The organism is Streptomyces sp. NPDC032721 (assembly GCF_055579625.1).
Map to the genome: position 1 here is coordinate 92,778 of NZ_JBVIMX010000001.1, position 26,026 is coordinate 118,803.

Sequence of the window (26,026 nt, forward strand, 5' to 3'; positions counted from 1 at the left end):
TATTTGCCATGGATACGATGCGGGATCGGTTCATCGCGACCACCGGACGGCTGCTGGACGAGGACCCCCGGGTCGCCGTCGTCCTGGCCGACATCAGCGCGGACGGCTTCGCGACCGCCGCGCACCGGCACCCGGAGCGGGTGATCAACGTCGGGATCAGGGAGCAGTTGCTCGTGGGGGTCGGCGGCGGGCTGGCGCTGGCCGGGATGCGGCCCGTGGTGCACACCTTCGCCAGCTTCCTGGTGGAGCGGCCCTTCGAGCAGGTGAAGCTGGACTTCGGACACCAGGGCGTGGGCGGCGTGCTGGTCAGCGCGGGCGCCAGCTTCGACTGGCCGGCGGGCGGCTTCACCCACATGTCGCCGGGCGACGTGGCCCTCATGGACACCCTCGACGGGTGGACGGTGCACGTGCCCGGGCATCCCGACGAGGCGGAGGCGCTGCTGCGGCACGCGGTGTCCGCCGGGGACGACCGGGTGTACGTACGGCTGTCGTTGCAGAGCAACGCGCAGCCGCAGGAGGTACGGGGCGAGGGCGGTTTCGTCACCGTACGGGAGGGGCGCGGCGGGACCGTCGTCGCCGTCGGGCCGATGCTGGACAACGTGCTCGCGGCCGTGGCGGGGCTCGATGTGACGGTGCTGTACGCGGCCACCGTACGGCCCTTCGACGGGGCGGCGCTGCGTGCGGCCGGGCACCCGGACGTGGTGGTCGTCGAGCCGTACCTCGCGGGCACCTCGACCGCCGCCGCGAACGACGCGCTCGCCGACCTGCCGCACCGGGTACTCGGGCTGGGCGTCGCGAAGCGCGAGCTGCGCCGCTACGGCCAACTGGACGAGCACCTCACCGCGCACGGTCTCGACGCGGCATCGCTGCGGGAGCGGATCTCCTCCTTCCTCGGCTAGCCCTCCGGCACGGGCGTGTGTGTCACGGGCCCGCCAGTTCGGGGTGGTCCGCCAGGAGTCTGCGGGGTGCCACCTGCCGCCAGGAGTCGACGAGGACGGCGCGGAGTTCCTCCTCGTCCTCCAGGGCGGCCAGGTGGGCACGCAGCCAGTTGTAGTGGTCGTCGTGCCCGGCCCGGAGGAAGAACTTCTCCGGTTCCGCCGCGATCAGTTCGTCGCGCTCCTCCTTCGGACACCGGAAGGCCATCGACGTGTCGTCGTCGCCCAGCGCGGCGAAGAGCTTGCCCGCGACCCGGAAGGTCGGCTGCCCCCAGGCGAGCTTCTCCGTCGTGTCCGGCAGGGCGAGCGCCGCCCTGCGTACGTCCTCGGCAGTGGTCATGGGAAAACCGTACGGGCCACCACTGACAGTCCGCCTGCTCAGACGTGCTTGTCCAGCCAGGCCGTCAGGTCGTCCTGGACCTCGTCCCGGTTGGTCTCGTTGAGGATCTCGTGCCGGGCGCCCTCGTACGCCTTCCAGGTCAGGTCCTCGATACCCGCGTAGCGCAGGTCCTCCAGGAGTTCGTGGAGCAGCGTCAGCCCCTGGTTGCAGGGGTCCTCGGCGCCCACCGCCAGGTGGAAGGGCAGGTCGGCGGGGATGCGGGCGACGTTCGCCGGGTCGTTGAGCTTGCGGATGCCCCGGACCCAGTCCAGGGCGAGTCCCGCGCTGAAGGCGAAGCCACAGCGTTCGTCCGCCGCGTAGAGGTCGACCTCGGCCTCGTCCCGGGACAGCCACTCGTAGCCCGTGCGGTGCGGGTAGGCGTCGTTGAAGGAGGCGAACCGCTCGGGGACGAATCCGGAGACCGAGGTGCGTCCGCCCTCCGCGACCTCCCGCTCCAGCCGGGCCACCGCCGCCTCCAGGTCCGTCCCGGGCAGGGTGCGGAAGACTCCCGAGAGAATCACTCCGGCCAGGTCGTCCGGGTACTCCTGCGCGTAGTCGCGGGCCAGCATCGCGCCGAGGCTGTGCCCGAGCAGCACCACGGGAACCCCCGGGTGCAGCGCCCGGGCCTGGCCGCCGACCGTGCGCAGGTCGTCGACCATCGCCCGCCAGCTGTCCGCTTCCCCGTCCCCGGTCACCCCGAACCCGCCGGTGCCGGTGGCGGTCGCGCCGTGCCCCCGGTGGTCGGAGGCGAGCACCCCGTACCCGTGGGAGACGAGGTGGCGGGCGAACCGGTCGTAGCGCTGGGCGTGTTCGGCGGCCCCGTGCGCGATCTGGACGAGCGCACGCGGTCGGCCGCCGTCCGGCAGCCAGGTGTACGTGGCGATCTGGACGCCGTCGTGCGCGGTCGCGGTGCCGGTGGTGGTCATGGGTGGGGGCCTGCCTCTCGCGGTGGGTGCCGGGGGGTGCGGATGGGGTGGTGCGGGCGGGGTACGGTCCTGCACCTCCCCCGGCAGGCGCCGCATCATGCCCGCCCCGTGCCCGCGTCACGCCCGCCCCGTGCCCGCGTCACGCCCGGCTCATGCCCGCGTCTGCCCCCGCGTGAAGTAGGCGGCCAGTTCCGCGTCCGGCTCCTGGACCCGGCGCGGTGTCCCGCCGTCGCGCAGCGACTCCGTGGCCCGGCAGCCCGCCGCGACCGCCATCCGGGCCGCGACCGGCGAGGTGTCCGTCGCGCCGCCGTCCCGGACGAAGCGCAGGAACTCGTCGATCAGCAGCGGGTCGGCGCCCCCGTGTCCCGCGGTGTCCTCGGCCGCCGGGATCTCGTGGACCTCGTCGGCGTCGAAACGGTGCGAGGAACGGCGGGTGTTCCACACCTTGACCTGGCCGCCGGGGCCGTCGCCGAAGTTCTCCAGCCGGCCCGCGTCGCCGATGACGGTGTAGTTCCGCCAGTAGTCGGGGGTGAAGTGGCACTGCTGGTAGGCGGCCAGGACCCCGTTGTCGAGGCGCATGTTGAGCAGCGAGACGTCCTCGACGTCGATGACCGGGTTGAGGTCGCGCTGGGTGTGCGGCGGCCAGTGGCCGTCCTTGGTGTACCAGTCGTCGGTCTTGGGCTCGCCGGGGGCGCGGCGGTGCGGGTTGTCGCCGTAGACCATCAGGTCGCCCATGGCCTGCACGTCGCGCGCGTAGCCGCCGGCCAGCCAGTGCAGTACGTCGATGTCGTGGGCGGCCTTCTGGAGGAGCAGACCGTTGGTGTGCTCGCGTTCCGCGTGCCAGTCCTTGAAGTACCAGTCGCCGCCGTAGCCGACGAAGTGCCGTATCCAGACGGTCCTGACCCGGCCGATGGTGCCCGCCGCGATCAGCTCGCGCATGAGGCGGACCACCGGCATGTGGCGCATGTTGTGGCCGACGTACAGCCGGGTGCCGGTCTCGTACGCGGTCCGCAGGATGGTGTCGCAGTCCTCGACGGAGGTTGCCAGGGGCTTCTCCACGAACACCGGCTTTCCGGCCCGCAGTGCCTGGCAGGCGAGGTCGGCGTGGGTGTGGTCCGGGGTGAGGACGAGGACGGCGTCGACGGCCGGATCCTCCAGGACCTTGCGGTGGTCGGCGGCCGTCGCGGCGTCGGGGAAGGCTTCGGCGGCCTGGGCGCGGGCGCGGTCGTCGGGGTCCGCCAGGGCGGTCACCCGCGCTCCGGCGCCGGGGCGGTGTGCCGTACGGGCGAGGCTGCCGCGCAGCCCGTACCCGAGGACGCCGATGCGGAGGTCGGGCTGTTCGGTCATGGTGTGGCACTCCCTTGAAGGGCCCGGCGGGCCCTGCGAGCCCGAAGCGCTGGCCGGAACGGGGCGGGCATCCGCGCGCAGTACGGCAGTTGACGTTAATGCCCGGATGTGCGGCGCATACGACCGGGCCGCCTCGGACGCCGTCCTCGGTTGCCCTTCCCGGCTGCCGCCCTCGGACGCCGCCCTCAAATTCCCCCTTCCTCCCGCCGGTCGATCTCCGCCATCAGCTCCACCGCCATCGCCTTGATGGTCTCCAGCCCCTCCCGCCCCCACTGCCTGGGCTTGGTATCGACGACGCAGATCGCGCCGAGCGCGATGCCGGAGCGGTCGATCAGCGGGGCGCCGAGGTAGGAGCGGATGCCGATCTCGTCGACGACCGGGTTGCCCGCGAAGCGCGGGTAGTCGCAGACGTCCTCCAGGACGAGGGCCTTGCGCCGGGCGACGACGTGCGGGCAGTAGCCGTGGTCGCGGGCCATCGCCCGGCCGATCCGCCCCGCCGCGGCCGCAGCCCCGAGGTCGCTGCCGGAGTGGGTGCCGGACGGGGTGTGCAGTCCGGCGAAGAACTGCCGGTTCTCGTCGATGAAGTTGACCATGGAGTAAGGGGCGCCGACCGCCAGCGCGAGCCGGACGGCGAACGCGTCGAGTATCGGGTCGGGCCGCCCTCCGACCCCCAACTGCCGTAGCCTGCGCGCCCGTTCGGGCCCTTCCCGGTCGGCGGGAGTGAGGAGCAGGTGACCGATCCTGTCGTACGTCATATGTGGGCTCCCGTCATGGGTGGGCTCCGTGGACTGTGGTGGGGACGGCGGGCGCGTTGTTGAGGAGGTGCTTGACGAGGGTGACGAGAGTGGCGATGCCGGAGCTGGCGAGCCGGGCGTCGCACATCACCACCGGGATCCCGGGGTTGAGGTCGAGGGCGCCGCGCACCTCCTCGGGTTCGTACCGGAAGGAGCCGTCGAACTCGTTGACGGCGACGACGAATCCGATGCCGCGCTGCTCGAAGAAGTCGACGGCGGCGAAGCAGTCCTCCAGACGGCGGGTGTCGGCGAGCACGACGGCACCCAGCGCCCCTTTGGAGAGCTCGTCCCACATGAACCAGAACCGTTCCTGCCCGGGGGTGCCGAAGAGGTACAGCACGTGCTGGTCGTCGAGGGTCATCCGGCCGAAGTCCATGGCGACGGTCGTCATGGACTTGTTCTCGATGCCCTCCAGGCTGTCGGTGTCGGCCCCGGCCTGGGTGAGGAGTTCCTCGGTGCTGAGCGGGTCGATCTCGCTGACCGCGCCGACGAAGGTCGTCTTGCCGACGCCGAAGCCGCCCGCGACGAGGATCTTCAACGCGGTGGGGAAGCTCTCGGGGCCCGGCACGTCGCCACCGCCACCGCCCCCGTGGCCCCAGCCGCCGTAGCCGTCGCCCCCGTAGCCGTCGTCCCCGATTCCGGAGCCGTAGTCAGAGTTGTCGTCGTAGACCATCGAGCACTGCCTCCAGCAAGTCGCGGTCGGTCGGAGTGTGTTGGAGGACGGGTGCGTGCGTGAGGACCGCGCCGCAGTCCACCAGGTCGGAGAGGACGACCTTGGTGACGACCGCGGGCAGCCGCAGGTGCGCCGCGATCTCGGCCACCGACATCGGGTCGTCGCACAGCCCGAGCGCGGTCGCGTGCTCGGGTCCGAGGTGCAGGGGCAGGCCCGTGCCGGTGGCCATCACCAGGGTCAGCAGGTCGAGTTCGGCGGTGGGACGGGTGCGGCCGTTGCTCACCGTGTACGGGCGGATCAGCCGGCCGGCCGCGTCGTCGAGCCAGGGCCCGTCCTTCGGGGCCGCCACGGTCACTGCCCCGGGGCGTTCGGCGCACTGCCCGCCCGCTGCCGTGCGGGCGTCGCCAGGTACGGCCGTACGCTCTTGACCAGCATCGCCATCTCGTAGCCGAGCACGGCGGCGTCGGCCTCGCGCCCGGCGAGCACGGCGAGGAAGGTCCCGGAGCCGGCCGTCGAGACGAACAGCAGCGTCGAGTCGAGCTCGACCACCACCTGGCGGACCTCGCCGCCGTCGCCGAAGCGCATTCCTGCGCTGCGGCCCAGTGAGTAGAGCCCGGAGGCGAGGGCGGCCATGTGGTCGGCGCTGTCGGTGTCGAGGCCGTGCACGGACTTGACGAGTCCGTCGGAGGAGAGCAGGACGGCGCTGCGGGTGTACGGCACCCGTTGGACGAGGCCGCTGAGCAGCCAGTCGAGGTCGGCCGCCTGGCCGGTCGGCGCATCGCTCACCATGGGGTTACTCCTTGGGGGTGGGGAAGTTCGTGTCGTCGGGGCGGGCGCCGTCGGTCTGCTCCGGGGCCGCTCCGCGTCCCGGGTGTCCGGCACCCCGGGGGTGCTCGGGGAGTTCGTGACGCCGGGGCAGCTCGGGCGGGACAGGCCGCTCGGGTGTACCGGGCCCCGGAAGGCCGCCCTCCGGGTGCGGGGGCTCCTCGGTCCGTACGTCGGCGGCTTCGGCGAGGTCGATGCCGCGCTGGAAGGCGGCCATCAGTCCGGGGTCGTGCAGGGCGGGCTGTTCGTCGTCCTTGCGCGGGGCGGGGCCGTCCTTCAGCTGGGGTACGAGGTTCTCCTGGTTGCGCCGCTTGGGCAGGCGGGGCTTGCTGACCCTGCCCCGTACGGCACCCTCGGCGGGCGGCCTTGCCGCGCTGTGCACCGGCTCGGCAGGGACCACGAACTCCGGGGGTGCCGTGAGGCCGTGGGTGACGCCGGGCACCGCGGCCGCCGGGGTGGGCCGGTCCGCCCGGTCGCCCCGGACGGGCAGCGGACTGCTGCCCGTCGTCCCGGCCGGGGACCCGGTGGACCTGGGCCGCTCCTCACGGGGCGCGGGCGACGGCCCGCCGGGGTGCGTGTGCACCGGCGGTACGGGCCGGCTCGGGTCGGACTGCATCGGGCCGGACTGACTCGGGGCGGACTGCCGCGGGTCGGACTGCATCGGGCCGGGCTGCCGTGCATCGGGCGCCGCACCGGATATCGGGGGGCGGTCGCCCTGCGACTGGGCGGGCACGCCTCCGTGCACTCCGCCGCCCGACTGGCGTGACGTACCGGCTCCCGCGGTTTCGTGGTCGCCGCCCAACAGGCCCTCCGGGAGGACGAGTACGGCCTGCACTCCGCCGTAGATGTTGTTCTGCAGGCGGACCGCGATGCCGTGTCGGCGGGCCAGCGCGGAGACCACGAAGAGTCCGATCCTGCCGTCCTGGAGCAGGTGCTGCACATTGACCTGGTCGGGGTCGCTGAGCAGGGCGTTCATCTTGTTCTGCTCGGTGACCGGCATGCCAAGCCCCCGGTCCTCGACCTCGATGGCCAGGCCCGCGGTGACGAACTGGGCGCGCAGCAGCACGGTGGTGTGCGGGGCGCTGAACACCGTGGCGTTCTCCACGAGTTCGGCGAGCAGGTGGATGATGTCGGCGACCGCGTGGCCGCGCAGGGTGCCGTCGATCGGCGGTACGAGTTTGACCCGGGAGTACTGCTCGACCTCGGCGATCGAGGACCGCATGACCTCGCTCATGGAGACCGGGTTGGACCACTGGCGCCGTGAGATGGCCCCGCCGAGCACGGCGAGGTTCTCGGCGTGCCTGCGGATCCGGGTGGCCAGGTGGTCGACCTGGAAGAGGCCCTTGAGCAGGTCGGGGTCCTCCACCTCGTTCTCCAGCTCGTCGAGGAGCTGGATCTCGCGGTGGACCAGCGACTGGAGCCGCCTGGCCAGGTTGACGAAGACCTCGACCTTCTGGTCCGTACCGGCGCTGCTGGAGAACTGGGAGGCCTGTACGACGGCGGTCACCGCCGCGTCGTGGGCGCGGCCCAACTCCTGTTCCAGCAGGCCGAATTCGTCACCGGTACGGGTGAGCCCCGGCGGCACGGTGCGCCGGATGTCGGGACTCTCGCCGCGCCGCAGCCGGTCCACCACGGCGCGCAGCTCGTCCTGGCTGCGCGCACTGGTGCGGCGCAGCTCGTTGCACCGTGCGAACACGGTGCGCGCGGTGCGGTGGGCGGCCAGCGCAGCGGTGCCGACGGCGAGTGCGGCGAGCACGGCGGCCACAGCGAGCCCCGCCCATAAGCTCTGGGTCGGCCGGGTGCCGGTCGTGCGGACGGTGTAGAGCACCGCGCCCGCGCCGCTCAGGGCGACGACCACCGCCGGCAGTACGGCCGCGCGGAGCAGCTGCGGACGTACGTGCGCCTCGGGAGCGGACACCACCGGGGGGCGGACCCCCGACCGGCCGTGCCGCCCGCCCTCGCGGCGGTCTGCTCGCGCGGAGGGTGCGCGAAGATGAGACATCAGCGTCCTCGGTACGTGGGGCCCCAGGGATTCGGCATGGCGGGGCCCGCCTGGTCAGGGCTGGGCTCAACTCGGGTGATGCGGGCCCCCGTTGATCACCGGGCACTCACAGTAGTCGGGAACATTCCATGAGTGATGGGCAGTTGCCAAACTTGCCCATGCGGGGTCCCGCTCTGGTATGAGGCGTCGTACGGGGATACGAAAAGCGACCGCCCGAAAACGGTCGCAGGGGTCGGACGCGAGTTCGAAAGTCCTGCCGGACACGGGAAACGCGAAAGGCCCTGCCCTCCCCACATCGGGGAAGGCAGGGCCTCGGCTCAGCTCGTCCCGCTGTACGTCAACGTCAGCGCCAGCAGCCGCCGTGAGCGTCGGCGGGGTGCCCGCTCACCTCTCCGCCGCAGGTGCGAGTTCGCCCCGGTCCGCCGCCTGCTCGCGCGCGGCCTCCCCGGTTCCCGTGCGCCAGTGCCGTACGACGGGCGAGGAAACGCTCCGCCACCACGGCGCGTCGGGCAGCGCCCCGGCGGGCTCGAAGGGCTCCCCGGGGCAGGGGAACGCCACCGGCTGCTCCACGTCCGCCGCCGCGTCCTTCGTCCACTCCGCCGGTTCCGCCCACGGGTGCGGGGCCAGGTTGAAGGTGCCCCAGTGGATGGGGAGCAGGACACCCAGCGGGCTGCCGCCCTGGAGGTCGAGGTGGGCGCGCAGGCCCTCCTCGGGGGTCATGTGGATGTCCGGCCAGTGCGGGCTGTAGGCGCCGATCTGGATCATCGTGAGGTCGAAGGGGCCGTGCGCGGCGCCGATGTCGCGGAAGCCCTCGAAGTAGCCCGTGTCTCCGCTGTGGTAGATCCGGTGCTCGGGTCCGGCGACGGCCCAGGACGCCCAGAGGGTGTGCTGCTGGTTGCGCAGGCCGCGGCCGCAGAAGTGCCGGGCGGGGGTCGCGGTGAGGGTGAGTGAGGCGACCTCGGTGGACTCGTTCCAGTCGAGTTCGCGGATGCGGCCCGTCGGTACGCCCCAGTGCTCCAGGTGGGCGCCGACGCCGAGCGGTACGGCGAAGACGGTGTCCGTCCTGGTCAGCGCCTTGATGGTGGGCATGTCGAGGTGGTCGTAGTGGTCGTGCGAGATGACGACGGCGTCCACCGTGCCCAGCGAGGCCAGCGGTACGGGCGTCGGGTGCATCCTCTTGGGGCCCGCGAAGTCGAACGGGGAGCAGCGCTCGCCCCAGACCGGGTCGAAGAGCACCCGGCTGCCGTCGATCTCGGCGAGCACCGTGGAATGGCCCATCCAGGTGATGCGGAGCCCCGAGACCGGCGGCTCGGCGGTGTCGGCGAGCGTGGTCGCGTACACGGGGACGGTGCCGTCGGGGGAACGCAGGACGCGCTCCTCCTTGCGGAAGTAGGTGGAGAGCAGCTCGCGGGTGGAGCTGGAACTGGGTCTGCTCCGGGTGCCCTCGGGGTTCTGGAAAACGCCGTCGGCGAAGTTCGGCGAACGGCGGATGCGCTCCATCCGCTCCCCTGTCGCGTCGGCTCCGAACGCCGCGGTCCGCAGCCCGCGCAGCTTCTCGCGCAATGGCTTCAGCGGGGAATCCGCAGTGGTCACGGCACCTCCAAGGGGTTCGTCGTTCATTCCATTATGTGCACCCTGTGCTACGTCGGGGACACGGGCCCGTTACCGGAGGACGCACGTTCGCGGTCGCTCCGGGAACGGACGGCGGTGGCCACCGCGGCCCTCGGCGCATCCGGGGGATGCCTTACGAGAACGTGACGGGGCCCCGCCCTATGCCCGCTCCGGGCACTATTCCGGTGGCGGTCAGTCCAGCTCGTAGACCGCCGTCACCATGACCTCGTCCTGGATCTCGCCGGGTGCCACGGGCATTTCGTCGGCCATCGCCCCGGGCGGCATGGCCACCGGGCGCGGGCGCCCGCTCTCCGACTCGCTGATCGAGACGAGACGGCCCAGCGTGCGGCCGCTGAGCTCGGCGTGCTGCTCCGCCTTGGCGCGAGCGCTCAGGTGGGCGGCCTTGCGGGCCTCGGTGCGCAGCGCGGTGGGGTCGGCCACGTCGAAGGAGATGCCGCCGATGCGGCCCGCCTCGCCCGCGGCGTCCATCGCCGCCTGGACGACGGCGCCGGTACGGGCCAGGTCGCGGACCCGGACCGAGAAGTTCTGGCCGGCCTGGTAGCCGGTCACCTTGGACGGGGCGTTCTGCTGCTGGTAGACCGCGTTGAGGGAGAGGCTTTCGGTACGTACGTCGCGGTCGGCGACGCCCTGCTTGCGGACGGCGGCGAGCAGTGCCTCGGAGGCCTTCGCCTGCGCGGCGAGCGCGGCCTTGGCGGTGGGGGCGGTGGTCTCGACGCCCAGGCTGATGATCGCCATGTCGGGGGCGGCGGCGGCAGCGCCCTCCCCGGTGACGGTGACCGTGGACGGCACGGGCCGGGCTGCCGCCGCCGGGGCTGCCGGAGCCGCACCGGACAGGGCCGCGGCGGGCAGCGCCGCGCTGACCAGCAGACCACCGGTGAGCGCGGCCACGGTCAGGGCCCGGGACAGGGGCAGGGACGCCCGGGACAAGGGCAGGGGCAGGGAGACGGACATGGTGACGGATCCTTCCGAGGGGGACGGGCTGACGGGCGGGCCCGGAAGCGGGCTCGCGACGGAGCGGGGACATCCCAGCACCGCCCGGCCCCCCACTGGCCGCGCCACTCCCACCGCCGTACCGAAATTCACCTCGCGGGCCGGTGACACGGCCTTTTCACACCTGCTCCCGCCCGGGCACGGGCCCCGGCCGCACCCCGCATACTGGGGCCCGTCGGGGAGACCAGGGGCATGGGAAGGGGAGCACTGTGGTGCAGCAAGGGCAGTGGGACGGCGACGGCGGTCTCGACGTCCTGGTGATCGGCGGCAGCGGTGTGGACACGGTCGTACGCGTCGACGCCCTGCCCGTCCCGCTCGCGGACTCCGTCGGCGTGGCCCCCATCCGCGAGTGGCCGGGCCACACCGGCGGCAACGTGGCGCTGGGCTGCCGGGCACTGGGGCTGGACGTGAAGTTCCTGGACGTCATCGGCGACGACTGGATCGGCGGCCAGGTGCGCGAGCGGATGGCCAAGGGCGGGGTCGACTTCGAGCCCCTCGTGTCGGCCGCCGGCACCAGGCGGGCCGTCAACCTGGTGGATCCGGCGGGCCGCCGGATGTCGTTCTACGACGCCCGTGACCCCGAGGACCTGCGGATGCCCCGGGACTTCTTCCTGCCCCATCTGCGGCGCGCCCGGCACGCACACGTGTCGATCATGGGCTTCGCCCGCCACCTGCTCGACGACATCGTGGAGTCGGGCGTTCCGCTCTCCACGGACCTGCACGACTGGGACGGTGTCGCCGACCACCACCGGGCGTTCGCGCTCCGGGCCGACCTGGTGTTCCTGAGTGCGGCGGGCGCGGGCGAGCGGATCGGCGAGGTGATGCGGGAGATCCTGCGCGAGGGCCGGGCCGGGGCCGTGGTCGCGACGGCGGGCGCGGGCGGCTCGTACCTGCTGACCCGCGACGGCGGCAGCACCCCGCGCCACGTCCCGGCGACGGTCCCGCCCGCCCCGGTGGTGGACTCCAACGGCGCGGGCGACGCGTACGTCTCCGGGTTCCTGTACGGGCGGCTGTCCGGCCGCCCCCTGGAGGAGTGCGCCCGGCTGGGCGCGCTGGCCGGGGCCTACGCCTGCACCGTCGACGGGAACACGTCCCTGATCGGCCCCGAACAACTCACCCCCTGATCACCCCCTGACTCTCCGTCAGAGAGGCATCAGGTCCGGCCGTTTGGCCTCCACGTGGTCGCCGGAGCTCTCGCCGCGCAGCCGTCGTCCGATCCACGGTACGAGGTGCTCGCGCGCCCACTGGATGTTGTCGCGGCGCGCTTCGAGCGTGCCGCGCGGCGGCAGCACCGGCCACGGCTCGTCCGGATCGGCGGGGATCTCCAGGCCGAGCACCTGTCCGGCCCGCAGGGCGACCCGGGTGTGGCCCTCCGGCGAGAGGTGCAGCCGGTCGGAGTCCCAGGCGCGCCGGTCCTGCACGGACTTGAGCGACCACAGGTCGAGGACCGGGCAGTCGTACCTGTCGGCGATGGAGCGTACGTGCGCCGAGTAGGTGGCGACCTTGCCGCGCAGATGGCGCAGCACCGGGACGCCCCGGGTGTCGAAGCCGGTGGTGACCATGACCGTGCCGACGGCGTTGGTCAGGTCGGCGACGGCCTTCTCGAACCGTTCGGCCACGTCGTCGGGGTCGGTGCCGGGCCGGATGATGTCGTTGCCGCCCGCACAGAAGCTGACCAGGTCGGGGGCGAGTTCCCTGGCCCTGGGGACCTGGTCGGCCACGATCTGGTCGAGGAGTTTGCCCCGTACGGCAAGGTTCGCGTAACGGAAGGTGTGCTCGGGTACCCGGTCGTCCAGGAGGACGGCCAGCCGGTCGGCCCAGCCGAGGTACGCGCCGTCGGGCCCGGGGTCGCCGACCCCTTCGGTGAAGCTGTCCCCGATCGCCGCGTACGACCCGATGGTGCCTGCGCTGAATGATCTCGAATCGTCTGCCACGTCGACACATCCTTCACTTCCGCAAGTGACCTACGCCACCGTAGGGAGGGGGTGACGGAGGGTGAGATATGCCACCGGTCAAGATTCATTCAACCCGGAATACGCAGGGGGGCCTCGCGCCGCACGCGTTCCGCCCCCGTACCGGGCCGGTACGGGGGCGGAACGAAGGGGTGGCGGGCACGGGGCCGTACGGGTCAGTGCCCGTGCGACGGCCGGTGCGTCGGCCCGTACGCCGGCCCGTGCGTCAGAGCGAGACGCCCTTCTGGCGCAGGTAGCTCAGCGGGTCGACGTCCGAGCCGTAGCCGGGGCCGGTGCGGATCTCGAAGTGCAGGTGCGGCCCGGTGGAGTTGCCGGTGGAGCCGGAGTAGCCGATCTGCTGGCCGCCGGAGACGCTCTGGCCGGAGCGCACGTTCAGGGCGGACAGGTGGGCGTACTGCGAGTAGTGGCCGTCGTTGTGCCGGATGACGACCTCGTTGCCGTACGCGCCGCCCCATCCGGCGGAGACGACGGTGCCCGCGCCGACGGCCTTGACCGAGGTGCCGGAGGAGGCCCGGAAGTCGACGCCGGTGTGGTAACCGCTGGACCAGCTGCCGCCGGAGGCGCGGTACGAGGTGGAGACGCCGGACGGCACGGGCGCGGTGAAGCCGCTGCGCGAGCCCGAACCGCTGGACTGCCCACGGGGCTCGGTGCGCGACTCGGTGCGCTGCTCGGCCCGCTGTTCCTTGCGCTTCTCCGTACGCTGCTGGCGCTGCTCGGCCCGCTGCTCCTTGCGCTTCTCGGTGCGCTCGACGGCCTTGCGCTCGACGGGCGCGGACTTCTGTCCCGCACCGGCGGCCGGGGCGGCCGCGCCGCCGGGGGCCTTCGCGCCGATCGAGAGCTTCATGCCGGGGAGGATCAGCGACGGGTCGCCGCCGACCACGGTCCGGTTGTCCTCGTAGAGCTTCTGCCAGCCGCCGCGCACCTTCTCGGCCGCGGCGATCTTGGAGAGGTGGTCGCCGGTGACCACGGAGTACGTACGGGTGGCCTGGCGCGCGGAGTCGGCCTTGGGCGCGGACGCCGGGGCTGCCTTCGGGGCGGCCTCGGGCGCCGCCGTGCGCTGCTGCGGAATCTGGATCTGGGGGGCCTGCTGGGCCACGGACCGGGCCGCCTGGCCCGGTGCGGCGGCGGGGGCAGCTGCCGGTTCGGCGGCCTGCGCGCCGGTGGCGCCGATCAGCGGGAGGGCCAGTGCCGCACCGCCCGTACCGGCGGCGACGAAACCGCGGGTGAGCGAGGAACTGGGCTTCGGTCGGCGGTGCTTACCCTTTGCAGGCATGACGGATTCCTCTCCGGCGCCTGCGAGGTGAGCTGTCGGGTTCGGGCTGGAGATGCCCGGTCGCGCTCTCGTCGAGCGCGGCTTCACCCCAAGCCGTTCCGGTCGACTCGCGTCTTCCGGTGCCGGCGTACTACCTGGGTCCCCCGCTCCTGCCACACGAAGAAATATGGGTGCGGATGGCCGGGCGGTGGCAGGATTCGGCGGTCCACCCGGGTTGACGGTGAACGTAAGCGAGTGGAGGCCGCCGGAACAAGCCGTTCCCTTCTTCTCCTTCCCGCGAGCACCTCATCTCCATGATTTTCACGTCGCCCCACAACTGCCCCGCTGCCCGTTTTCCGTACCTGGCCTGCCATTTGACGCCTCGGCAGCAGGGGCGCCACGGCTCCCTATGATCCTGCTCACTCCGCACCCGGACCTCGCCCACGCAAAAGCCTCAGCATTCACCAAAGCACTCAATTCGGTCGGACGACGCCGGTCCGTCCGGCCCCCGAAGCCCTCAAGTGCCGCACAAATCCCCATTAGTTGCCCGAGGTATCCATGTCGGGCCATGTCGTATCGTCGAAACGCGCCCTCGTCGGCCATCGCGACCGGCGACACCGAACGACCCTTGAGGAGCACTCGTGACCCAGCAGGTGCCGCAGGTCCCCGCCCCGTCGTCGTCCGCCGATGCGGAGCCCGAGCTCGCCGGGGTACGGAACTTCCGTGACGTGGGCGGCCTGCCGACCGACGACGGGCGGCTGACCCGGTACGGACGGCTGTTCCGCAGCGGCCACCTGGCGCACGCCACCGGCCCCGACACCGAGTTCTTCAACTCCCTGGGCCTGCACACGATCTTCGACTTCCGCAACGCCGCCGACCAGAAGCTGGAAGGCCCGGACGTCGCGCTCACCGGCGTGCGGAACGTGAACATACCGCTCAGCGACCCGGCCGACGGGACGGAGTTCTGGCGGATGGTGCGCGACGGGAGCATGGACCAGCTGCGGGAGATCCTCGACGACGGCAAGGCCGCCCGCCGGATGACCGAGTCGTACCGCCGGATGATCGAGGAGCGGACCGCCGAGCACAGCCGGGTGCTGCACGCGCTCGCCGAGGACAGCGTCCCCGCACTGATGCACTGCGCGGCGGGCAAGGACCGCGCGGGTCTGGCCATCGCGGTGACGCTGCTCGCGGTGGGGGTCCGGCGGGAGGCGATCACCGCCGACTACCTCAAGTCGAACGACCCGCACCGCCGCTACAAGGTCCGCCGCAGCAGCACGTCCCCCGAGGCGATGAACGACGAGGTGATGGGCCTGCTCGCGCCGCTCTTCGACGCCCGCGTGGAATACCTCGACGCGGCGTTCACCGGCATCGAGGAGATCTGGGGCGACACGGAGACGTACCTGACCCAGGGCCTGCGCCTCTCCCCCGCCACCCGTGAGGCGCTGCGCGAGCGCCTCACCTCGTGACCCCTCGCGCTCAGCCCTCGCCGCCCAGCGTGAAGAGCAGGTAGATGAAGGCCGCGAAGACGTGCCCGACGGCGACATAGAGGAAGACCCGGAGGACCAGGCCGCGCGGGGCCCGGTCCTCCACGAAGCCGAGCACCCCGGTCGACCGGCCGGCACCGTCGTTCCAGTCGGCCTTCTTGCCGTCACCGGCCGTCTCGGAGCGGGCCATCTCGTCGGCGGCCCTGGCGATCGCGGCCATCGCGGCGTTCTGTGACTCGGTGAGCTCCGCCATCTCATGACTCCTGGGGCAGGCAGAGACCGGCAGCGGTGCTCTGCATCAGTGTGTGGACGAAAAGCAGCTCGGCCCCGCCCGGGTTCACCGCGGTGATCCGGTGCGGCGTGAGCGAGTCGAAGTGGGCACTGTCGCCCGCGTCCAGGAGGTGGACGCTCTCCCCCAGGACCAGCCGCAGCCGCCCTTCCAGGACGTACAGCCATTCCTCCCCGGGATGGACCCGCACCAGATCCTGCTGCGCCGCGTGCGGAACGTGCACCCGCAGCGCCTGCATGGCCCGTCCGGAACCGCCCGCCTGCCGGTACGTCCAGCCGTCGGCCTCGCGCGCGCTCATGTCGCCCGCCCGCAGGACGGCGTCGCGCTCGCCGGTGGTCTCCCCCAGTACGTCGGAAACGGTCGTACCGTAGATACGTGCGAGGGCCAGCAGCATCGGCAGCGACGGCTGGCGCTGTCCGGTCTCCAGCCGGGAGAGGTGCGCGGGGGAGAGTCCCGCGCGGCGGGCCGCGGCCTCCAGCGTGAAACCGCTGTTGCGGCGGAGTTCCCGCAGGTGGGGGGCGACCGAAGGCAGCTCGTCGGCACTTCCGCCGGAGCCGTCGGCCGCCTCTTCGAGGCGTGGCGTCATACCTACATTGGGCCAGACGGATTGCCTCAGAGGCAAATCACTTGCCTCTGAGGCAAAAAGTCACCGGTTGAGGACCGCCTGCTTCACCAGCGTCCTGCTGAAGTCCCACATCAGGCCCCCGCCGGTGTGCGCGTCGTCCATCACCGCGGTGAAGGCCGCGACGAAGCGGTCGACCTCCGCCTCCCCCACCGTCAGCGGCGGAATCAGCTTGATCACTTCGAGGTGGTCGCCGGAGACCTGGGTGAGGATCCGGTGCTTCTGCAGCAGCGGTACGACGACCATCTGCGCGAAGAGCCCCTTGCGCGCGGCCTGCAGCATGGTCCACCGGCCGCGCAGCTTGAGCGACTGTGGGCGGCCGAACTCGATACCGATCATGAGTCCGCGTCCGCGCACGTCGTGCAGCAGCTCGTACCTGCCGATCAGCTCGGAGAGCCGCGCCTTGAGCAGGTCGCCGGTCCGCCGGGCGTTGGCGACGACGTTCTCGTCCTCCATCACGGCGAGGACCGCGAGCCCGGCCGCCATGGCCTGGGCGTTCGACCCGAAGCTGGCGGAGTGGACCAGCACCCGGTCCATCGACGAGTACACCTTCTTGAAGATCCAGTCCTTGCCGAGCGTCGCCCCGACGGGTACGTAGCCGCCGGAGAGCGCCTTGGCGACGCAGACCAGGTCGGGCTCCACCCCGTCCTCGTGCTGGTACGCGTAGAAGTCCCCGGTCCTCCCGAGCCCGGTCTGCACCTCGTCGGCGATCAGGAGTGCCTTGTGCCGGTGCAGCAGCTCCTGGGCGGCGCGCAGGAATCCGGGCGGGCTCTCGTGCACCCCCTTGCCCTGGATCGGCTCGACGACGAAACCGGCCACGTCGCCGCGGAGCAACTCCCGTTCCAGCGCGGCCAGATCACCCATCTCGATCGCGGTGTCGGGCAGCAGCGGCGCGAACCCGTCCCTGAACCCGCTCTCGCCGTTGACCGACAGGGATCCGGTGGTCAGCCCGTGGAAGGCGTGCGAGCAGTACAGGACGCGCGGTTTGCCGGTGGCGTACCTGGCGAACTTGAGCGCGGTCTCGACCGCCTCGGTGCCGCTGTTGCCGAAGAACACCCGGTCCAGGTGCGGGCTGTGCGCGAGGAGCTTCTCCGCGAGCAGCCCGGGCAGCGGCTGGCAGTCGAAGCGGGTCAGGTCCGCGAGCGACGCGTCGAGCACGTCGTGCAGTGCCTTGCGGACGACCGGGTGGTGCCTGCCGAGGCCCATCACCCCGAACCCGGCCAGCATGTCGAGGTAGTCGTTGCCCTCGGCGTCCCAGAAATACGCGCCCTCGGCCCGCTCGTAGACCCGGTCGAAGCCGATGGTGTGCAGCATGCGCGGCAGCTGGTGGTTGAGATACCGCGTGTGCAGCTCGTACCGCTCGCCGCCGCGCGCGGCCAGCAGCCCGGCCAGGTCGAAGCCCTTGGGCGCGTCCTCGGTCATCCCTCAACTCTCCTTCGTCAGGTGCTCAGTTCGAGTTCGGCGGGGCCAGTGCGGCACCGATCCGCCCGGCGATCTCCACGGGCGTGAGCCCGATGTCGGCCAGCACCTCGCTGCGTTTGGCGTGCGCGAGGAACTGCTCGGGAATCCCGAAGGTCCGCAGCGGCACGTCGACGGCCGCCTCCCGCAACGCCTGCCCTACGGCCGAACCGACGCCACTGGCAAGGGAGTTGTCCTCGACCACCGCGACCAGGGAGTGCAGCGCGGCGAGCGGCGGCAGCGCCGGGTCCACGGGCTTGACCCAGCGCGGGTCCACGACCGTGCACCGTACGCCCCGCTCCTTCAGCAGCTCCGCGGTCTGCAGGCAGACGCCCGCGAGCGCCCCCACGGACACCAGGAGCACCTCGGGATCCTCGTCCCTGTGCAGTACGTCGAGTCCGCCGACCCGGCCGAGGGCCGGGTACTCGGGTCCCACCGACTCCTTGGGGAAGCGCACCACGGTCGGCGCGTCGTCCACCGCCACCGCTTCCCGGAGCTGGGCCCGCAGTTGTGCGGCGTCGCGCGGGGCGGCGATCCGCAGCCCGGGCACGACCTGGAGGATCGACATGTCCCACATGCCGTTGTGCGAGGCCCCGTCGGCGCCGGTCACCCCGGCCCGGTCCAGGACGAAGGTGACGCCGCACTTGTGCAGTGCCACGTCCATCAGCACCTGGTCGAAGGCCCGGTTGAGGAAGGTCGCGTACACCGCGAAGACGGGGTGCAGCCCGCCGGTGGCGAGGCCGGCCGCCGACACCGCGCCGTGCTGCTCGGCGATCCCGACGTCCCAGACCCGCTCGGGGAACGCCTCGGCGAACCTGGTCAGCCCGACCGGGTGCAGCATCGCCGCCGTGAGCGCCACGACGTCCGGCCGCTCGGCCCCGACCTTGACCATCTCGTCCCCGAACACCGAGGTCCAGGAGGGCCCGCTGGACGGGGCGAGGGGCTCGCAGGTCAGCGGGTCCATCGCGCCGACCGCGTGGAACCGGTCCGCCTCGTCCTGCTCCGCGAAGGCGTACCCGCGCCCCTTCTGCGTCAGACAGTGCACCAGTACGGGCCCGTGGAAGCGCCTGGCCCTGCGCAGCGCGGACTCCACGGCGGCCACGTCGTGTCCGTCGATCGGTCCGACGTACTTGAGTCCCAGGTCCTCGAACATGCCCTGGGGGGCGAAGGCGTCCTTGAAGCCCTTCTTGGCGCCGTGCAGCGATTCGTACAGCGGCTTGCCGACGACGGGCATCCGCTGGACGAGTTCCTTGCCCCAGGCCAGGAACCGCTCGTAGCCGTCGGTGGTGCGCAGGGTGGCGAGGTGGTTGGCGAGGCCGCCGATGGTGGGTGCGTAGGAGCGCTCGTTGTCGTTGACGACGATGATCAGCGGGCGGTCCTTGGCGGCGGCGATGTTGTTGAGCGCCTCCCAGGCCATGCCGCCGGTGAGCGCGCCGTCGCCGATGACGGCGACGACGTGGTCGGGCCTGCCCAGTACCTGGTTGGCCTTGGCGAGGCCGTCGGCCCAGCCGAGCACCGTGGAGGCGTGGCTGTTCTCGATGACGTCGTGGACGGACTCGGCGCGGGACGGGTAGCCGGAGAGGCCGCCCTTGCCGCGCAGCTTCGAGAAGTCCTGACGTCCCGTCAGCAGCTTGTGCACATAGCTCTGGTGGCCGGTGTCCCACAGGATCCGGTCGACCGGTGACTCGAAGACGCGGTGCAGCGCGAGCGTCAGCTCCACCACGCCGAGATTGGGGCCGAGGTGGCCTCCGGTCCTGGCCACCGCATTGATCAGGAACTGCCGGATCTCTTCGGCCAGTTCGACGAGTTCTGCTTCGTCCAGCGCCTTCAGGTCCCGTGGACCCCTGATACCTTCCAAGATCGCCACGTTCGGCCCCCTCTCGGATCTACTGTTCAGCTCACCGTGACGCCGGACCGGCCCGAAGGCCCCCGGGCGTCCTCCGTGCCGACCGCCGCCGGGAGCCCCGGCCGAACCGGGACTCCGGCGGTCATCACGTCACCCGCGGTTCCACGTCACCCGCGGTTTCCGGAGACGGTCTCGCGGGCGGCGCGGATGGACTCCTTGAGGGAGCCCATGGTGGCCAGGACGGCCGTCGGCTCGTAGCCGCAGTGCGCCATGCAGTTGGCGCACCTCGGGTCCTTGCCGCGTCCGTACTTCGACCAGTCGGTCTCCTCGATGAGCTGGCGGTACGTGGGCACGTATCCGTCGCTCATCAGGTAGCAGGGCCGCTGCCAGCCGAACAGGGAGTAGTTCGGGATCGCCCATGCGGTGCACGGGAAGTCGGCCTTGCCCTCCAGGAAGTCCAGGAAGAGCGGCGAGTGGTTGAGCCGCCACTTCTTCCTGTTGCCGCCCGCGAAGGCCTTCTTGAAGAGTTCGCGGGTCTGGTCGACGCCGAGGAAGTGCTCCTGGTCGGGAGCCTTTTCGTAGGCGTAGGCGGGCGAGATCATCATCTCGTCCACCTCCAGGTCGTCATTGAGGAAGTTGAGTACCTCGATGATGGTCTGGGGGGTGTCGGTGTTGAAGAAGGTCGAGTTGGTGGTGACCCGGAAGCCGCGCTTCTTGGCTTCCTTGATCGCCGCCACCGCCTCGTCGAAGACGCCTTCCTTGGCGACCGACTCGTCGTGCCGCTCGCGCAGCCCGTCGATGTGCACGGCGAAGGCGAAGTAGGGCGATGGGCTGAACTTCTCGATCTTCTTGCGCAGCAGCATGGCGTTGGTGCAGAGGAAGACGTACTTCCTCTTGGCCACCAACTGCCGCACGATTTCGTCAATCTGAGGGTGCATCAGTGGCTCGCCACCGGCGATCGAGACCATCGGGGCGCCCGATTCGAGCACCGCCCCGACGGCCTGTGCGACCGGCATGCGCTGCTTGAGCACACCCGCCGGATGCTGGATCTTGCCGCAGCCCTCGCAGGCCAGGTTGCACGCGTAGAGCGGTTCCAGCTCGACGATCAGCGGGAACTTCTCGCGCTTTCGGATCTTCTGTTCGATGAGATACGTCCCGACCCTGATGGTCTGACGGAGCGGCATTGCCATCTGGCTCACCTCCTGGGGAGCAACAAAGAACGGTGCCATTCGTAAAACGCCGGCAGTACTTGGCGGAGAACACGGAAGGCCGATATTCCACCGCTGAGCGTGCCGAGCCTGAGGAGTTCGTGCTCGGGTGCGTCCACGACCACCCGGACGGCGGCAACGGGCCTCGGCCCGGTCCGCAGGGCGCCGGCGAGGGTCGCGGCGGACTCCATGTCCACGCCGATCACCCCGGTCGCGCGCAGTGCGGCCCGTTCGGCCGTGCCGCGTACGACGTGGTCGCTGCCGGCCAGCGGCCCGGTGTGGACCACCCGTTCCGGCAGTGCTCTGGCCACCGCGTCGGCCAGCACTTCCACGTCCGTGCAGGGCGTGGCACCGCGCCGGTCCCGGGTCTCGGTGGCGACGACGAGGTCACCGGGGTGCATGCCGGCCGCGAGTCCGGCACAGAACCCGGAGGCGATGACCGCCGCGTCCTTGGCCGGGCCTTCGGTGAGCGTTCGGGCGATGGCGTAGTCGGCGGCTTCCGGTCCCATCCCCGTACGGAGTACGAGGACGGGTCCTGCCGCACCGCTGCGGTCGCCGCCGCGCAGGGCGATCCTTTCGATGCCGAGCGCGCAGGCGATCAGCAGCGGTGTGGAACTGCCGGGTCCAGCCGAACCCGGGTTTCGGGTCATGCAGCCCCCTCAGCGGGCGTTGCGGGTGTCCGTTGCGGACCGGGAGTGGGGGAAGACGGGCTCCCCGTGGACGTACCGGCCGAGTGCGGTGAGCGGGAACACCTGCCGGTACAGGTGGTAGTTGATGGAGAAGTCCCAGGGGAAGCCGGTGCCGGTGAAATACGGCTCGTCCCAGGAGCCGTCCGGCTGCTGGGTCTCGGCGAGGTAGGCGACTCCGCGCTCGGTGGCCTTGCTGTCGCTCTCCCCTGCGGCGATCAGCGCGAGCAGTGCCCAGGCGGTCTGCGAGGCGGTGGACGCCCCGCGCCCGGCCCATGCGGGGTCCTGGTAGGAGCGCAGGTCCTCGCCCCAGCCGCCGTCGTCGTTCTGCACGGATTCCAGCCAGGCCACCGCACGGCGGATCGCGGGGTGCGATCCGGGCAGTCCGGCGGCGGTCAGCGCGGGTACCACCGACCCTGTTCCGTAGACGTAGTTGACGCCCCAGCGGCCGAACCAGGCGCCGTTGGGCTCCTGTTCGGCGAGCAGCCAGGTGATGCCGCGCCGGGTGCGCGGGTGGTGGGCCTTGCCCTCGACGGCCAGCATCTCCACCACGTGGGCGGTGACGTCGGCCGACGGCGGGTCGATGACCTCGCCGAAGTCGCAGAACGGCAGCCGGTTGGGGAAGGCGCTGGTGTTGTCGGCGTCGAAGGCGGCCCAGGCACCGTTCTTGGACTGCATGCCGAGGTTCCAGCGCACCCCGCGTGAGATGGCTCCCTCTATCCGCTCACGGTCCGGGTGGTTGACCCGCCGCAGGGCGAGGATGACCTCGGCGGTGTCGTCGATGTCGGGGTAGTTGTCGTTGTGGAACTCGAACGCCCAGCCGCCCGGCGGCAGTTCGGGCCTGCGCACCGCCCAGTCGCCGGGCCTGGAGATCTCCTCGGTGAGCATCCAGTCGGCGGCCTGCACCAGCGCGGGGTGGTCGGCGGGCAGGCCCGCGTCGGCGAGCGCGATGGTGGCGAGGCAGGTGTCCCAGACCGGCGACTGGCAGGCCTCGACCATCCGGGCCCCGTCCTCGCGCCATACGGCGAACCGGTCCAGTGAAGCCAGTCCGGCCCGCATGACCGGGTGTTCGAGATCGTAACCAAGAAGGTGGAGCGCGATCAGCGAGTAGACGGCGGGCGGCTGGATACCGCCCCAGCAGCCGTCGTTCTCCTGCCGCTCGATGATCCACCGGGCCGCCGCCTTCATCGCGGTACGGCGCAGTGGCGGCGGTGCGAAACGGTGATAGACGTGCAGCGCCTTGTCGAGGCGCTGGAAAATTCCGTCCCAACTGGTGGGTCCGGCAAGGCGCTTGGGGGGATTGGGGTTACGCGGGTCGGTGTGCAGCTCGTCCAGTGCGAAGGGGGCCGGGCGGACCGGCCGCTTCGCCGAGACGACGGTCAGCGGCACGATGGTCTGCCGGGCCCAGCAGCCGAATTCATAGATGTTGAGCGGTACCCACTTGGGGAAGAACATCAACTCCGGTGGCAGTTCCGGGAGGTCGTCCCACTTCCACCAGCCGAACAGGGCCAGCCAGATCCGGGTGAAGACCCGGCTCGCGGCGATGCCGCCCCTGGCCCGCACCCAGGCGGCGGCCCGGGTCATGTGCGGCTCTTCGGGGAGGTCCCCGGCCAGCCTGAGGGCGACGTACGCCTCGATGGTGGCGGAGAGGTCGCCGGGTCCCTTGTAGAAGGTGGCCCAGGTGCCGTCCTCGCCCTGCTCGCCCCTGATGAAGAGCGCGGCCGCCTGGACGGTCTTCTCGTCCTGGATGCCGAGGAACTGACGGAGCAGCAGGTCTTCGGCGTCCATGGTCACGTTGGTGGCGAGATCGCCCTTCCACCAGCCCTGGGCGTCCTGTCGGCCGAGCAGGTGTCCGACCGCCAGGTCGGTGGCCCGGCGGGCGGCGTCACGGACGTCGGAGGCGCTGTCGGTGGTCGGGCTGGCCGCAGTCGTTCCGGGGCCCACGGCCCCGGAACTTCCGTCGGTCGTCGCTGTCATGGTTTCCCCTTCGTGCAGTTGGACTTCTGCTGTGCTGGGGTTTCCGTCGCCCGGGGCCCACGGGGGGCTCCGGGCGGCGACTGCCTGGGGCTCCGGGGGCTAGCCCCCGGAGCGGCCGGATATGTGCCGGGCGGCCGTCACCTCTTTCGTACGACCACGAAGTCGGCGAGCGCGGTGAGCTGCGCCCGCACCTGTTCCGGCATGTCGACACCGTGCAGCGCCTCGATGGCGACCGCGTGCTGGCGGCGGGCCTCCTGGGTGGTCCACTCGCGTCCGCCGGCTTCCTCGATGAGGGACGCCCGGTAGGCGAACTCCTCCTCGGAGAAGGTGTCGAAGTCATTGCTCTTGGCGTCCGCCGCGAGGAGCTCGCCGAGCTTCTCGGAGGCGGGTCCGCCCGCGGCCAGCGCGGCGACGACCGGCAGCGACTTCTTGCGCTGGCGCAGGTCGCTCCAGGTCTGCTTGCCGGTGGAGTCCGGGTCGCCCCAGATGCCGAGCAGGTCGTCGACCGCCTGGAAGGCGAGGCCGAGGTGGTAGCCGTAGGCCTCCAGCGTGTCGGCGGTCTTGTCGTCGGCGCCGCCGAGGACCGCGCCGATGGAGACCGCGCAGGCGAGGAGGGCGCCGGTCTTGTTGCCCTCCATCTCCAGGCACTCCTCGACGGTGACCCGGTCGCGGTGCTCGAAGGAGATGTCCTGTGCCTGGCCGTCGATCAGCTTCCTGGTGGAGCTGGTGAGCCGGCGGGTGGCCCGCCCCGCCTCCACGGTGCCGATCTCCAGGAGGAGTTCGTTGGCGAGCGCGAAGAGCGCGTCGCCGACCAGGATCGCCTGGGCCGGGCCGTGCACCTTCCACACGGTGTCGCGGTGCCTGCGCTGCTCGTCGCCGTCCATCAGGTCGTCGTGCAGCAGCGAGAAGTTGTGCACCAGCTCGACGGCCACCGCGCCGGGGACGCCGACCGCGGCGGTGGCGCCCGCCACTTCGGCGGACAGCAGGGCGAGCGCGGGGCGCACCGCCTTGCCGCCGTCGCCGTCGGCGGGGTTGCCCTGGGCGTCGATCCACCCGAAGTGGTAAGCCGCGACGGTGTCCATGGGCGGCGCGAGCCGGTCCACGGCGGCCCGCAGCACCGGTGCGGACATGGCCCTGCCGCGCTCCAACAGCGCGGCGATGTCCACGGTGTCGACAGCCGGGTTCACCGGGGTCACAGGCTCTCCTCTTGTTCCAGTGCTGATGCTCATGCCGCCTCCAGGGGCGGAAGTTCATGGGGGCGGCCGAGGGCGGAGAGCGCCGCACCGGCGGCACCGAGGCCGCTGCGTACCGCGCTTTCCATGGTCGCGGGCCAGCCGGTGTCGGTCCACGCGCCGGCCAGGTACAGGCCCGGTGCGCGGGTGCGCGGTCCGGGGCGCAGTCGCCCGACGCCGGGGGTGGGGGCGAACGTCGCGGTCCGTTCCCTGGTGACGAAGAAGTCCCGTACCCGCGCGCCGCGGGCAGCGGGCAGCAGCCGCTCCAGCTCCGGGAGGTAGCGCTCCCTGAGCTCGGCCACGGGTGCGTCGATCTCGTCGCCCGCGTCCGACTGCGACACGGCGAGGTACTGTCCGCCGCCGGTCAGCCCGGAGGCGTCGGTGCGGTCGAAGACCCACTGCACGGGTGTGCCGAGTGCGGCGAAGAACGGCTGCCGCAGCACCTTGCGGTCGTAGATCACGTGCACGTTGAGGATCGGTGCGACGCCGATCTCCAGGAGCAGGCCGGGCTCGTCGAGCGCGCCGTCCGGCAGCAGCTGGTGCGTTTCCTTCTGCGGTACGGCGAGGACGACGGCATCGGCGAGGATCCGCTCCCCGTCCGCCTCGACCGCCCAGCCCCCGTCTTCCGTACGGGAGACGGAACCGGCCTTGGTCCGCAGTTCGGTGCGTACGCCCGCCGAGTCGAGTGCCTTGCGGGCGAGAGTGTCGTGCAGTTCGCCCAGCGGTACGTGCGCCCAGCCGATGTCGGCGGCGCCCGGGTCGGAGAGCAGCCCGGTCTTGAAGACCATGGCGGCGAGCCCCAGCGAGGCGTGCGGTGCGGTGGCGTTGAGCGTGGCCACCCCGACCAGGTCCCAGAGGGCCTCGATCGTACGGCGGGACTGCCCGTGCTCGCCGAGCCAGCTCGCGAAGTCGACGTCGTCCAGCTTCGGGTCGGCCAGGTCGAGCCCCTTGAGGGCCAGCGCGGCCCGCCCGACGCTCGCCCGCTCGGCGAGCGAGAGGTGCGGGTAGGTGGCGAGGCTGGCGGCCAGGTGCAGGGGGACGGGCAGGGCGGTGCGCCGCAGCCGTCCGAGCCGGGGGCCGCGCGGGTCGCCCACGTCGAGCACGGGCACGTCAAGACGGTCCTGCAGCGGCGCGAGTTCCGCGCCCTGCACCCGGTCCAGGAACCACCGGTAGGCGGTGCAGCAGCGCAGGTACACGTGCTGTCCGTTGTCGACGGTCAGTTCGCCGCGCTGGAAGGAGAACGCGAGTCCGCCGAGCCGGGGCCGCCCCTCCAGGAGCGTGACCTCCACGCCCGCGTCCGCGAGTTCGAGGGCGGCGGTGATGCCCGCGAGTCCGCCGCCGATCACCACGGCGGTCTGCGGCTCCGGCTGCTCCGGGGTGCGCGGGGACCGCACGCTGTCGTGTGTCATGCGCCCTCCCCCGAGCAAACCGTTGAGCGGGCCCAGAAGGCCGTTGCAGTCAGGGACGCGTCAGCCCTGCGGAGGGTTGCGCACCGG

General features: G+C 71.7%; 24 protein-coding genes and 1 riboswitch. Of the genes, 3 read left to right on the forward strand and 21 right to left on the reverse strand.

Features of this window, described 5'->3' with window-relative positions; genetic code table 11:
• Positions 1 to 8: 8 nt before the first annotated feature.
• Positions 9 to 899: a transketolase family protein gene (locus tag ACZ5PB_RS00395; protein WP_468686496.1), complete on the forward strand. Its 891-nt coding sequence runs from the start codon at positions 9 to 11 to the stop codon at positions 897 to 899.
• Between the two features lie 22 nt (positions 900 to 921).
• On the opposite strand, the gene ACZ5PB_RS00400 is transcribed toward ACZ5PB_RS00395, so the two are convergent.
• From ACZ5PB_RS00400 to ACZ5PB_RS00445, 10 genes are all read right to left on the reverse strand, one after another.
• Positions 922 to 1,275 (reverse strand): MmcQ/YjbR family DNA-binding protein, encoded by a 354-nt coding sequence (locus ACZ5PB_RS00400; protein ID WP_468686498.1) that lies wholly within the window; start codon positions 1,273 to 1,275, stop codon positions 922 to 924.
• Positions 1,276 to 1,313: 38 nt separating this feature from the next.
• On the reverse strand, positions 1,314 to 2,240 hold the full coding sequence (locus ACZ5PB_RS00405) for an alpha/beta fold hydrolase (RefSeq protein ID WP_468686499.1): 927 nt from the start codon (positions 2,238 to 2,240) through the stop codon (positions 1,314 to 1,316).
• 150 nt (positions 2,241 to 2,390) lie between these two features.
• On the reverse strand, positions 2,391 to 3,587 hold the full coding sequence (locus ACZ5PB_RS00410) for a Gfo/Idh/MocA family protein (RefSeq protein ID WP_468686500.1): 1,197 nt from the start codon (positions 3,585 to 3,587) through the stop codon (positions 2,391 to 2,393).
• A gap of 185 nt (positions 3,588 to 3,772) precedes the next feature.
• Positions 3,773 to 4,342 carry a GAF domain-containing protein gene (locus ACZ5PB_RS00415; RefSeq protein WP_468686502.1) on the reverse strand — a complete coding sequence of 190 codons (570 nt, stop codon included), beginning with the start codon at positions 4,340 to 4,342 and terminating at the stop codon, positions 3,773 to 3,775.
• A gap of 13 nt (positions 4,343 to 4,355) precedes the next feature.
• Positions 4,356 to 5,054, reverse strand: a complete 699-nt coding sequence (locus ACZ5PB_RS00420) for a GTP-binding protein (protein WP_468686503.1) — start codon at positions 5,052 to 5,054, stop codon at positions 4,356 to 4,358.
• Positions 5,032 to 5,403, reverse strand: coding sequence for a DUF742 domain-containing protein (locus ACZ5PB_RS00425; RefSeq protein WP_468686504.1), 372 nt, complete (start codon positions 5,401 to 5,403; stop codon positions 5,032 to 5,034). Before ACZ5PB_RS00425 ends, ACZ5PB_RS00420 begins: the two co-directional genes overlap by 23 nt.
• 2 nt (positions 5,404 to 5,405) lie before the next feature.
• Positions 5,406 to 5,843, reverse strand: a complete 438-nt coding sequence (locus tag ACZ5PB_RS00430) for a roadblock/LC7 domain-containing protein (RefSeq protein WP_389241479.1) — start codon at positions 5,841 to 5,843, stop codon at positions 5,406 to 5,408.
• Between the two features lie 4 nt (positions 5,844 to 5,847).
• Positions 5,848 to 7,881, reverse strand: a complete 2,034-nt coding sequence (locus tag ACZ5PB_RS00435; protein WP_468686505.1) for a sensor histidine kinase — start codon at positions 7,879 to 7,881, stop codon at positions 5,848 to 5,850.
• Between the two features lie 384 nt (positions 7,882 to 8,265).
• Positions 8,266 to 9,474 (reverse strand): MBL fold metallo-hydrolase, encoded by a 1,209-nt coding sequence (locus ACZ5PB_RS00440; protein WP_468686507.1) that lies wholly within the window; start codon positions 9,472 to 9,474, stop codon positions 8,266 to 8,268.
• Between the two features lie 210 nt (positions 9,475 to 9,684).
• The gene (locus ACZ5PB_RS00445) at positions 9,685 to 10,464 is read right to left on the reverse strand and encodes an SIMPL domain-containing protein (RefSeq protein WP_468686508.1); all 780 of its coding nucleotides are present in this window, start codon (positions 10,462 to 10,464) and stop codon (positions 9,685 to 9,687) included.
• A 293-nt stretch (positions 10,465 to 10,757) separates the two neighbouring features.
• Here ACZ5PB_RS00445 and ACZ5PB_RS00450 point away from each other — a divergent pair, with 293 nt between their 5' ends.
• Entirely contained in the window at positions 10,758 to 11,627 is an 870-nt protein-coding gene (locus tag ACZ5PB_RS00450; protein WP_468688204.1) for a carbohydrate kinase family protein, read from the forward strand.
• 18 nt (positions 11,628 to 11,645) lie between these two features.
• On the opposite strand, the gene ACZ5PB_RS00455 is transcribed toward ACZ5PB_RS00450, so the two are convergent.
• Complete coding sequence (locus ACZ5PB_RS00455; RefSeq protein WP_468686509.1) at positions 11,646 to 12,437, reverse strand: SGNH/GDSL hydrolase family protein; 792 nt, start codon at positions 12,435 to 12,437, stop codon at positions 11,646 to 11,648.
• A gap of 244 nt (positions 12,438 to 12,681) precedes the next feature.
• On the reverse strand, positions 12,682 to 13,749 hold the full coding sequence (locus ACZ5PB_RS00460; protein ID WP_468686510.1) for a M23 family metallopeptidase: 1,068 nt from the start codon (positions 13,747 to 13,749) through the stop codon (positions 12,682 to 12,684).
• A 4-nt stretch (positions 13,750 to 13,753) separates the two neighbouring features.
• Positions 13,754 to 13,932, reverse strand: a riboswitch (cyclic di-AMP (ydaO/yuaA leader).
• A 437-nt stretch (positions 13,933 to 14,369) separates the two neighbouring features.
• On the opposite strand from ACZ5PB_RS00460, the gene ACZ5PB_RS00465 reads away from it, so the two are divergent.
• On the forward strand, positions 14,370 to 15,194 hold the full coding sequence (locus ACZ5PB_RS00465) for a tyrosine-protein phosphatase (protein ID WP_468686511.1): 825 nt from the start codon (positions 14,370 to 14,372) through the stop codon (positions 15,192 to 15,194).
• Positions 15,195 to 15,204: 10 nt separating this feature from the next.
• Here ACZ5PB_RS00465 and ACZ5PB_RS00470 read toward each other — a convergent pair whose 3' ends face one another.
• The 9 genes from ACZ5PB_RS00470 to hpnE all read right to left on the reverse strand — a co-directional run bounded on the left by ACZ5PB_RS00470 (position 15,205) and on the right by hpnE (position 25,939).
• Positions 15,205 to 15,465: a DUF6126 family protein gene (locus ACZ5PB_RS00470; protein ID WP_468686512.1), complete on the reverse strand. Its 261-nt coding sequence runs from the start codon at positions 15,463 to 15,465 to the stop codon at positions 15,205 to 15,207.
• A 1-nt stretch (position 15,466) separates the two neighbouring features.
• Positions 15,467 to 16,087 (reverse strand): helix-turn-helix domain-containing protein, encoded by a 621-nt coding sequence (locus tag ACZ5PB_RS00475; RefSeq protein ID WP_468686513.1) that lies wholly within the window; start codon positions 16,085 to 16,087, stop codon positions 15,467 to 15,469.
• A gap of 60 nt (positions 16,088 to 16,147) precedes the next feature.
• Positions 16,148 to 17,545: an aspartate aminotransferase family protein gene (locus ACZ5PB_RS00480; RefSeq protein ID WP_468686515.1), complete on the reverse strand. Its 1,398-nt coding sequence runs from the start codon at positions 17,543 to 17,545 to the stop codon at positions 16,148 to 16,150.
• Between the two features lie 25 nt (positions 17,546 to 17,570).
• Positions 17,571 to 19,448: a 1-deoxy-D-xylulose-5-phosphate synthase gene (dxs, locus tag ACZ5PB_RS00485; protein WP_468686517.1), complete on the reverse strand. Its 1,878-nt coding sequence runs from the start codon at positions 19,446 to 19,448 to the stop codon at positions 17,571 to 17,573.
• A gap of 146 nt (positions 19,449 to 19,594) precedes the next feature.
• The gene (hpnH, locus tag ACZ5PB_RS00490; protein ID WP_468686519.1) at positions 19,595 to 20,617 is read right to left on the reverse strand and encodes an adenosyl-hopene transferase HpnH; all 1,023 of its coding nucleotides are present in this window, start codon (positions 20,615 to 20,617) and stop codon (positions 19,595 to 19,597) included.
• 5 nt (positions 20,618 to 20,622) lie between these two features.
• Positions 20,623 to 21,285 carry a phosphorylase family protein gene (locus ACZ5PB_RS00495; RefSeq protein WP_468686521.1) on the reverse strand — a complete coding sequence of 221 codons (663 nt, stop codon included), beginning with the start codon at positions 21,283 to 21,285 and terminating at the stop codon, positions 20,623 to 20,625.
• Between the two features lie 9 nt (positions 21,286 to 21,294).
• Positions 21,295 to 23,298 (reverse strand): squalene--hopene cyclase, encoded by a 2,004-nt coding sequence (shc, locus tag ACZ5PB_RS00500; protein ID WP_468686523.1) that lies wholly within the window; start codon positions 23,296 to 23,298, stop codon positions 21,295 to 21,297.
• A gap of 137 nt (positions 23,299 to 23,435) precedes the next feature.
• Positions 23,436 to 24,527 (reverse strand): polyprenyl synthetase family protein, encoded by a 1,092-nt coding sequence (locus ACZ5PB_RS00505; RefSeq protein WP_468686525.1) that lies wholly within the window; start codon positions 24,525 to 24,527, stop codon positions 23,436 to 23,438.
• Positions 24,524 to 25,939, reverse strand: a complete 1,416-nt coding sequence (hpnE, locus tag ACZ5PB_RS00510) for a hydroxysqualene dehydroxylase HpnE (RefSeq protein ID WP_468686527.1) — start codon at positions 25,937 to 25,939, stop codon at positions 24,524 to 24,526. The genes ACZ5PB_RS00505 and hpnE overlap by 4 nt, the downstream gene beginning before the upstream one ends.
• Positions 25,940 to 26,026 lie beyond the last annotated feature (87 nt).

Coding starts and splice junctions, on each gene's coding strand:
- ACZ5PB_RS00395 (WP_468686496.1), top strand. CDS start 9: ATGGATACGATGCGGGATCGGTTCATCGCGACCACCGGACGGCTGCTG.
- ACZ5PB_RS00400 (WP_468686498.1), bottom strand. CDS start 1,275: ATGACCACTGCCGAGGACGTACGCAGGGCGGCGCTCGCCCTGCCGGAC.
- ACZ5PB_RS00405 (WP_468686499.1), bottom strand. CDS start 2,240: ATGACCACCACCGGCACCGCGACCGCGCACGACGGCGTCCAGATCGCC.
- ACZ5PB_RS00410 (WP_468686500.1), bottom strand. CDS start 3,587: ATGACCGAACAGCCCGACCTCCGCATCGGCGTCCTCGGGTACGGGCTG.
- ACZ5PB_RS00415 (WP_468686502.1), bottom strand. CDS start 4,342: ATGACGTACGACAGGATCGGTCACCTGCTCCTCACTCCCGCCGACCGG.
- ACZ5PB_RS00420 (WP_468686503.1), bottom strand. CDS start 5,054: ATGGTCTACGACGACAACTCTGACTACGGCTCCGGAATCGGGGACGAC.
- ACZ5PB_RS00430 (WP_389241479.1), bottom strand. CDS start 5,843: ATGGTGAGCGATGCGCCGACCGGCCAGGCGGCCGACCTCGACTGGCTG.
- ACZ5PB_RS00435 (WP_468686505.1), bottom strand. CDS start 7,881: ATGTCTCATCTTCGCGCACCCTCCGCGCGAGCAGACCGCCGCGAGGGC.
- ACZ5PB_RS00445 (WP_468686508.1), bottom strand. CDS start 10,464: ATGTCCGTCTCCCTGCCCCTGCCCTTGTCCCGGGCGTCCCTGCCCCTG.
- ACZ5PB_RS00460 (WP_468686510.1), bottom strand. CDS start 13,749: ATGCCTGCAAAGGGTAAGCACCGCCGACCGAAGCCCAGTTCCTCGCTC.
- ACZ5PB_RS00470 (WP_468686512.1), bottom strand. CDS start 15,465: ATGGCGGAGCTCACCGAGTCACAGAACGCCGCGATGGCCGCGATCGCC.
- ACZ5PB_RS00475 (WP_468686513.1), bottom strand. CDS start 16,087: ATGACGCCACGCCTCGAAGAGGCGGCCGACGGCTCCGGCGGAAGTGCC.
- ACZ5PB_RS00480 (WP_468686515.1), bottom strand. CDS start 17,545: ATGACCGAGGACGCGCCCAAGGGCTTCGACCTGGCCGGGCTGCTGGCC.
- hpnH (WP_468686519.1), bottom strand. CDS start 20,617: ATGGCAATGCCGCTCCGTCAGACCATCAGGGTCGGGACGTATCTCATC.
- ACZ5PB_RS00495 (WP_468686521.1), bottom strand. CDS start 21,285: ATGACCCGAAACCCGGGTTCGGCTGGACCCGGCAGTTCCACACCGCTG.
- shc (WP_468686523.1), bottom strand. CDS start 23,298: ATGACAGCGACGACCGACGGAAGTTCCGGGGCCGTGGGCCCCGGAACG.
- ACZ5PB_RS00505 (WP_468686525.1), bottom strand. CDS start 24,527: ATGAGCATCAGCACTGGAACAAGAGGAGAGCCTGTGACCCCGGTGAAC.
- hpnE (WP_468686527.1), bottom strand. CDS start 25,939: ATGACACACGACAGCGTGCGGTCCCCGCGCACCCCGGAGCAGCCGGAG.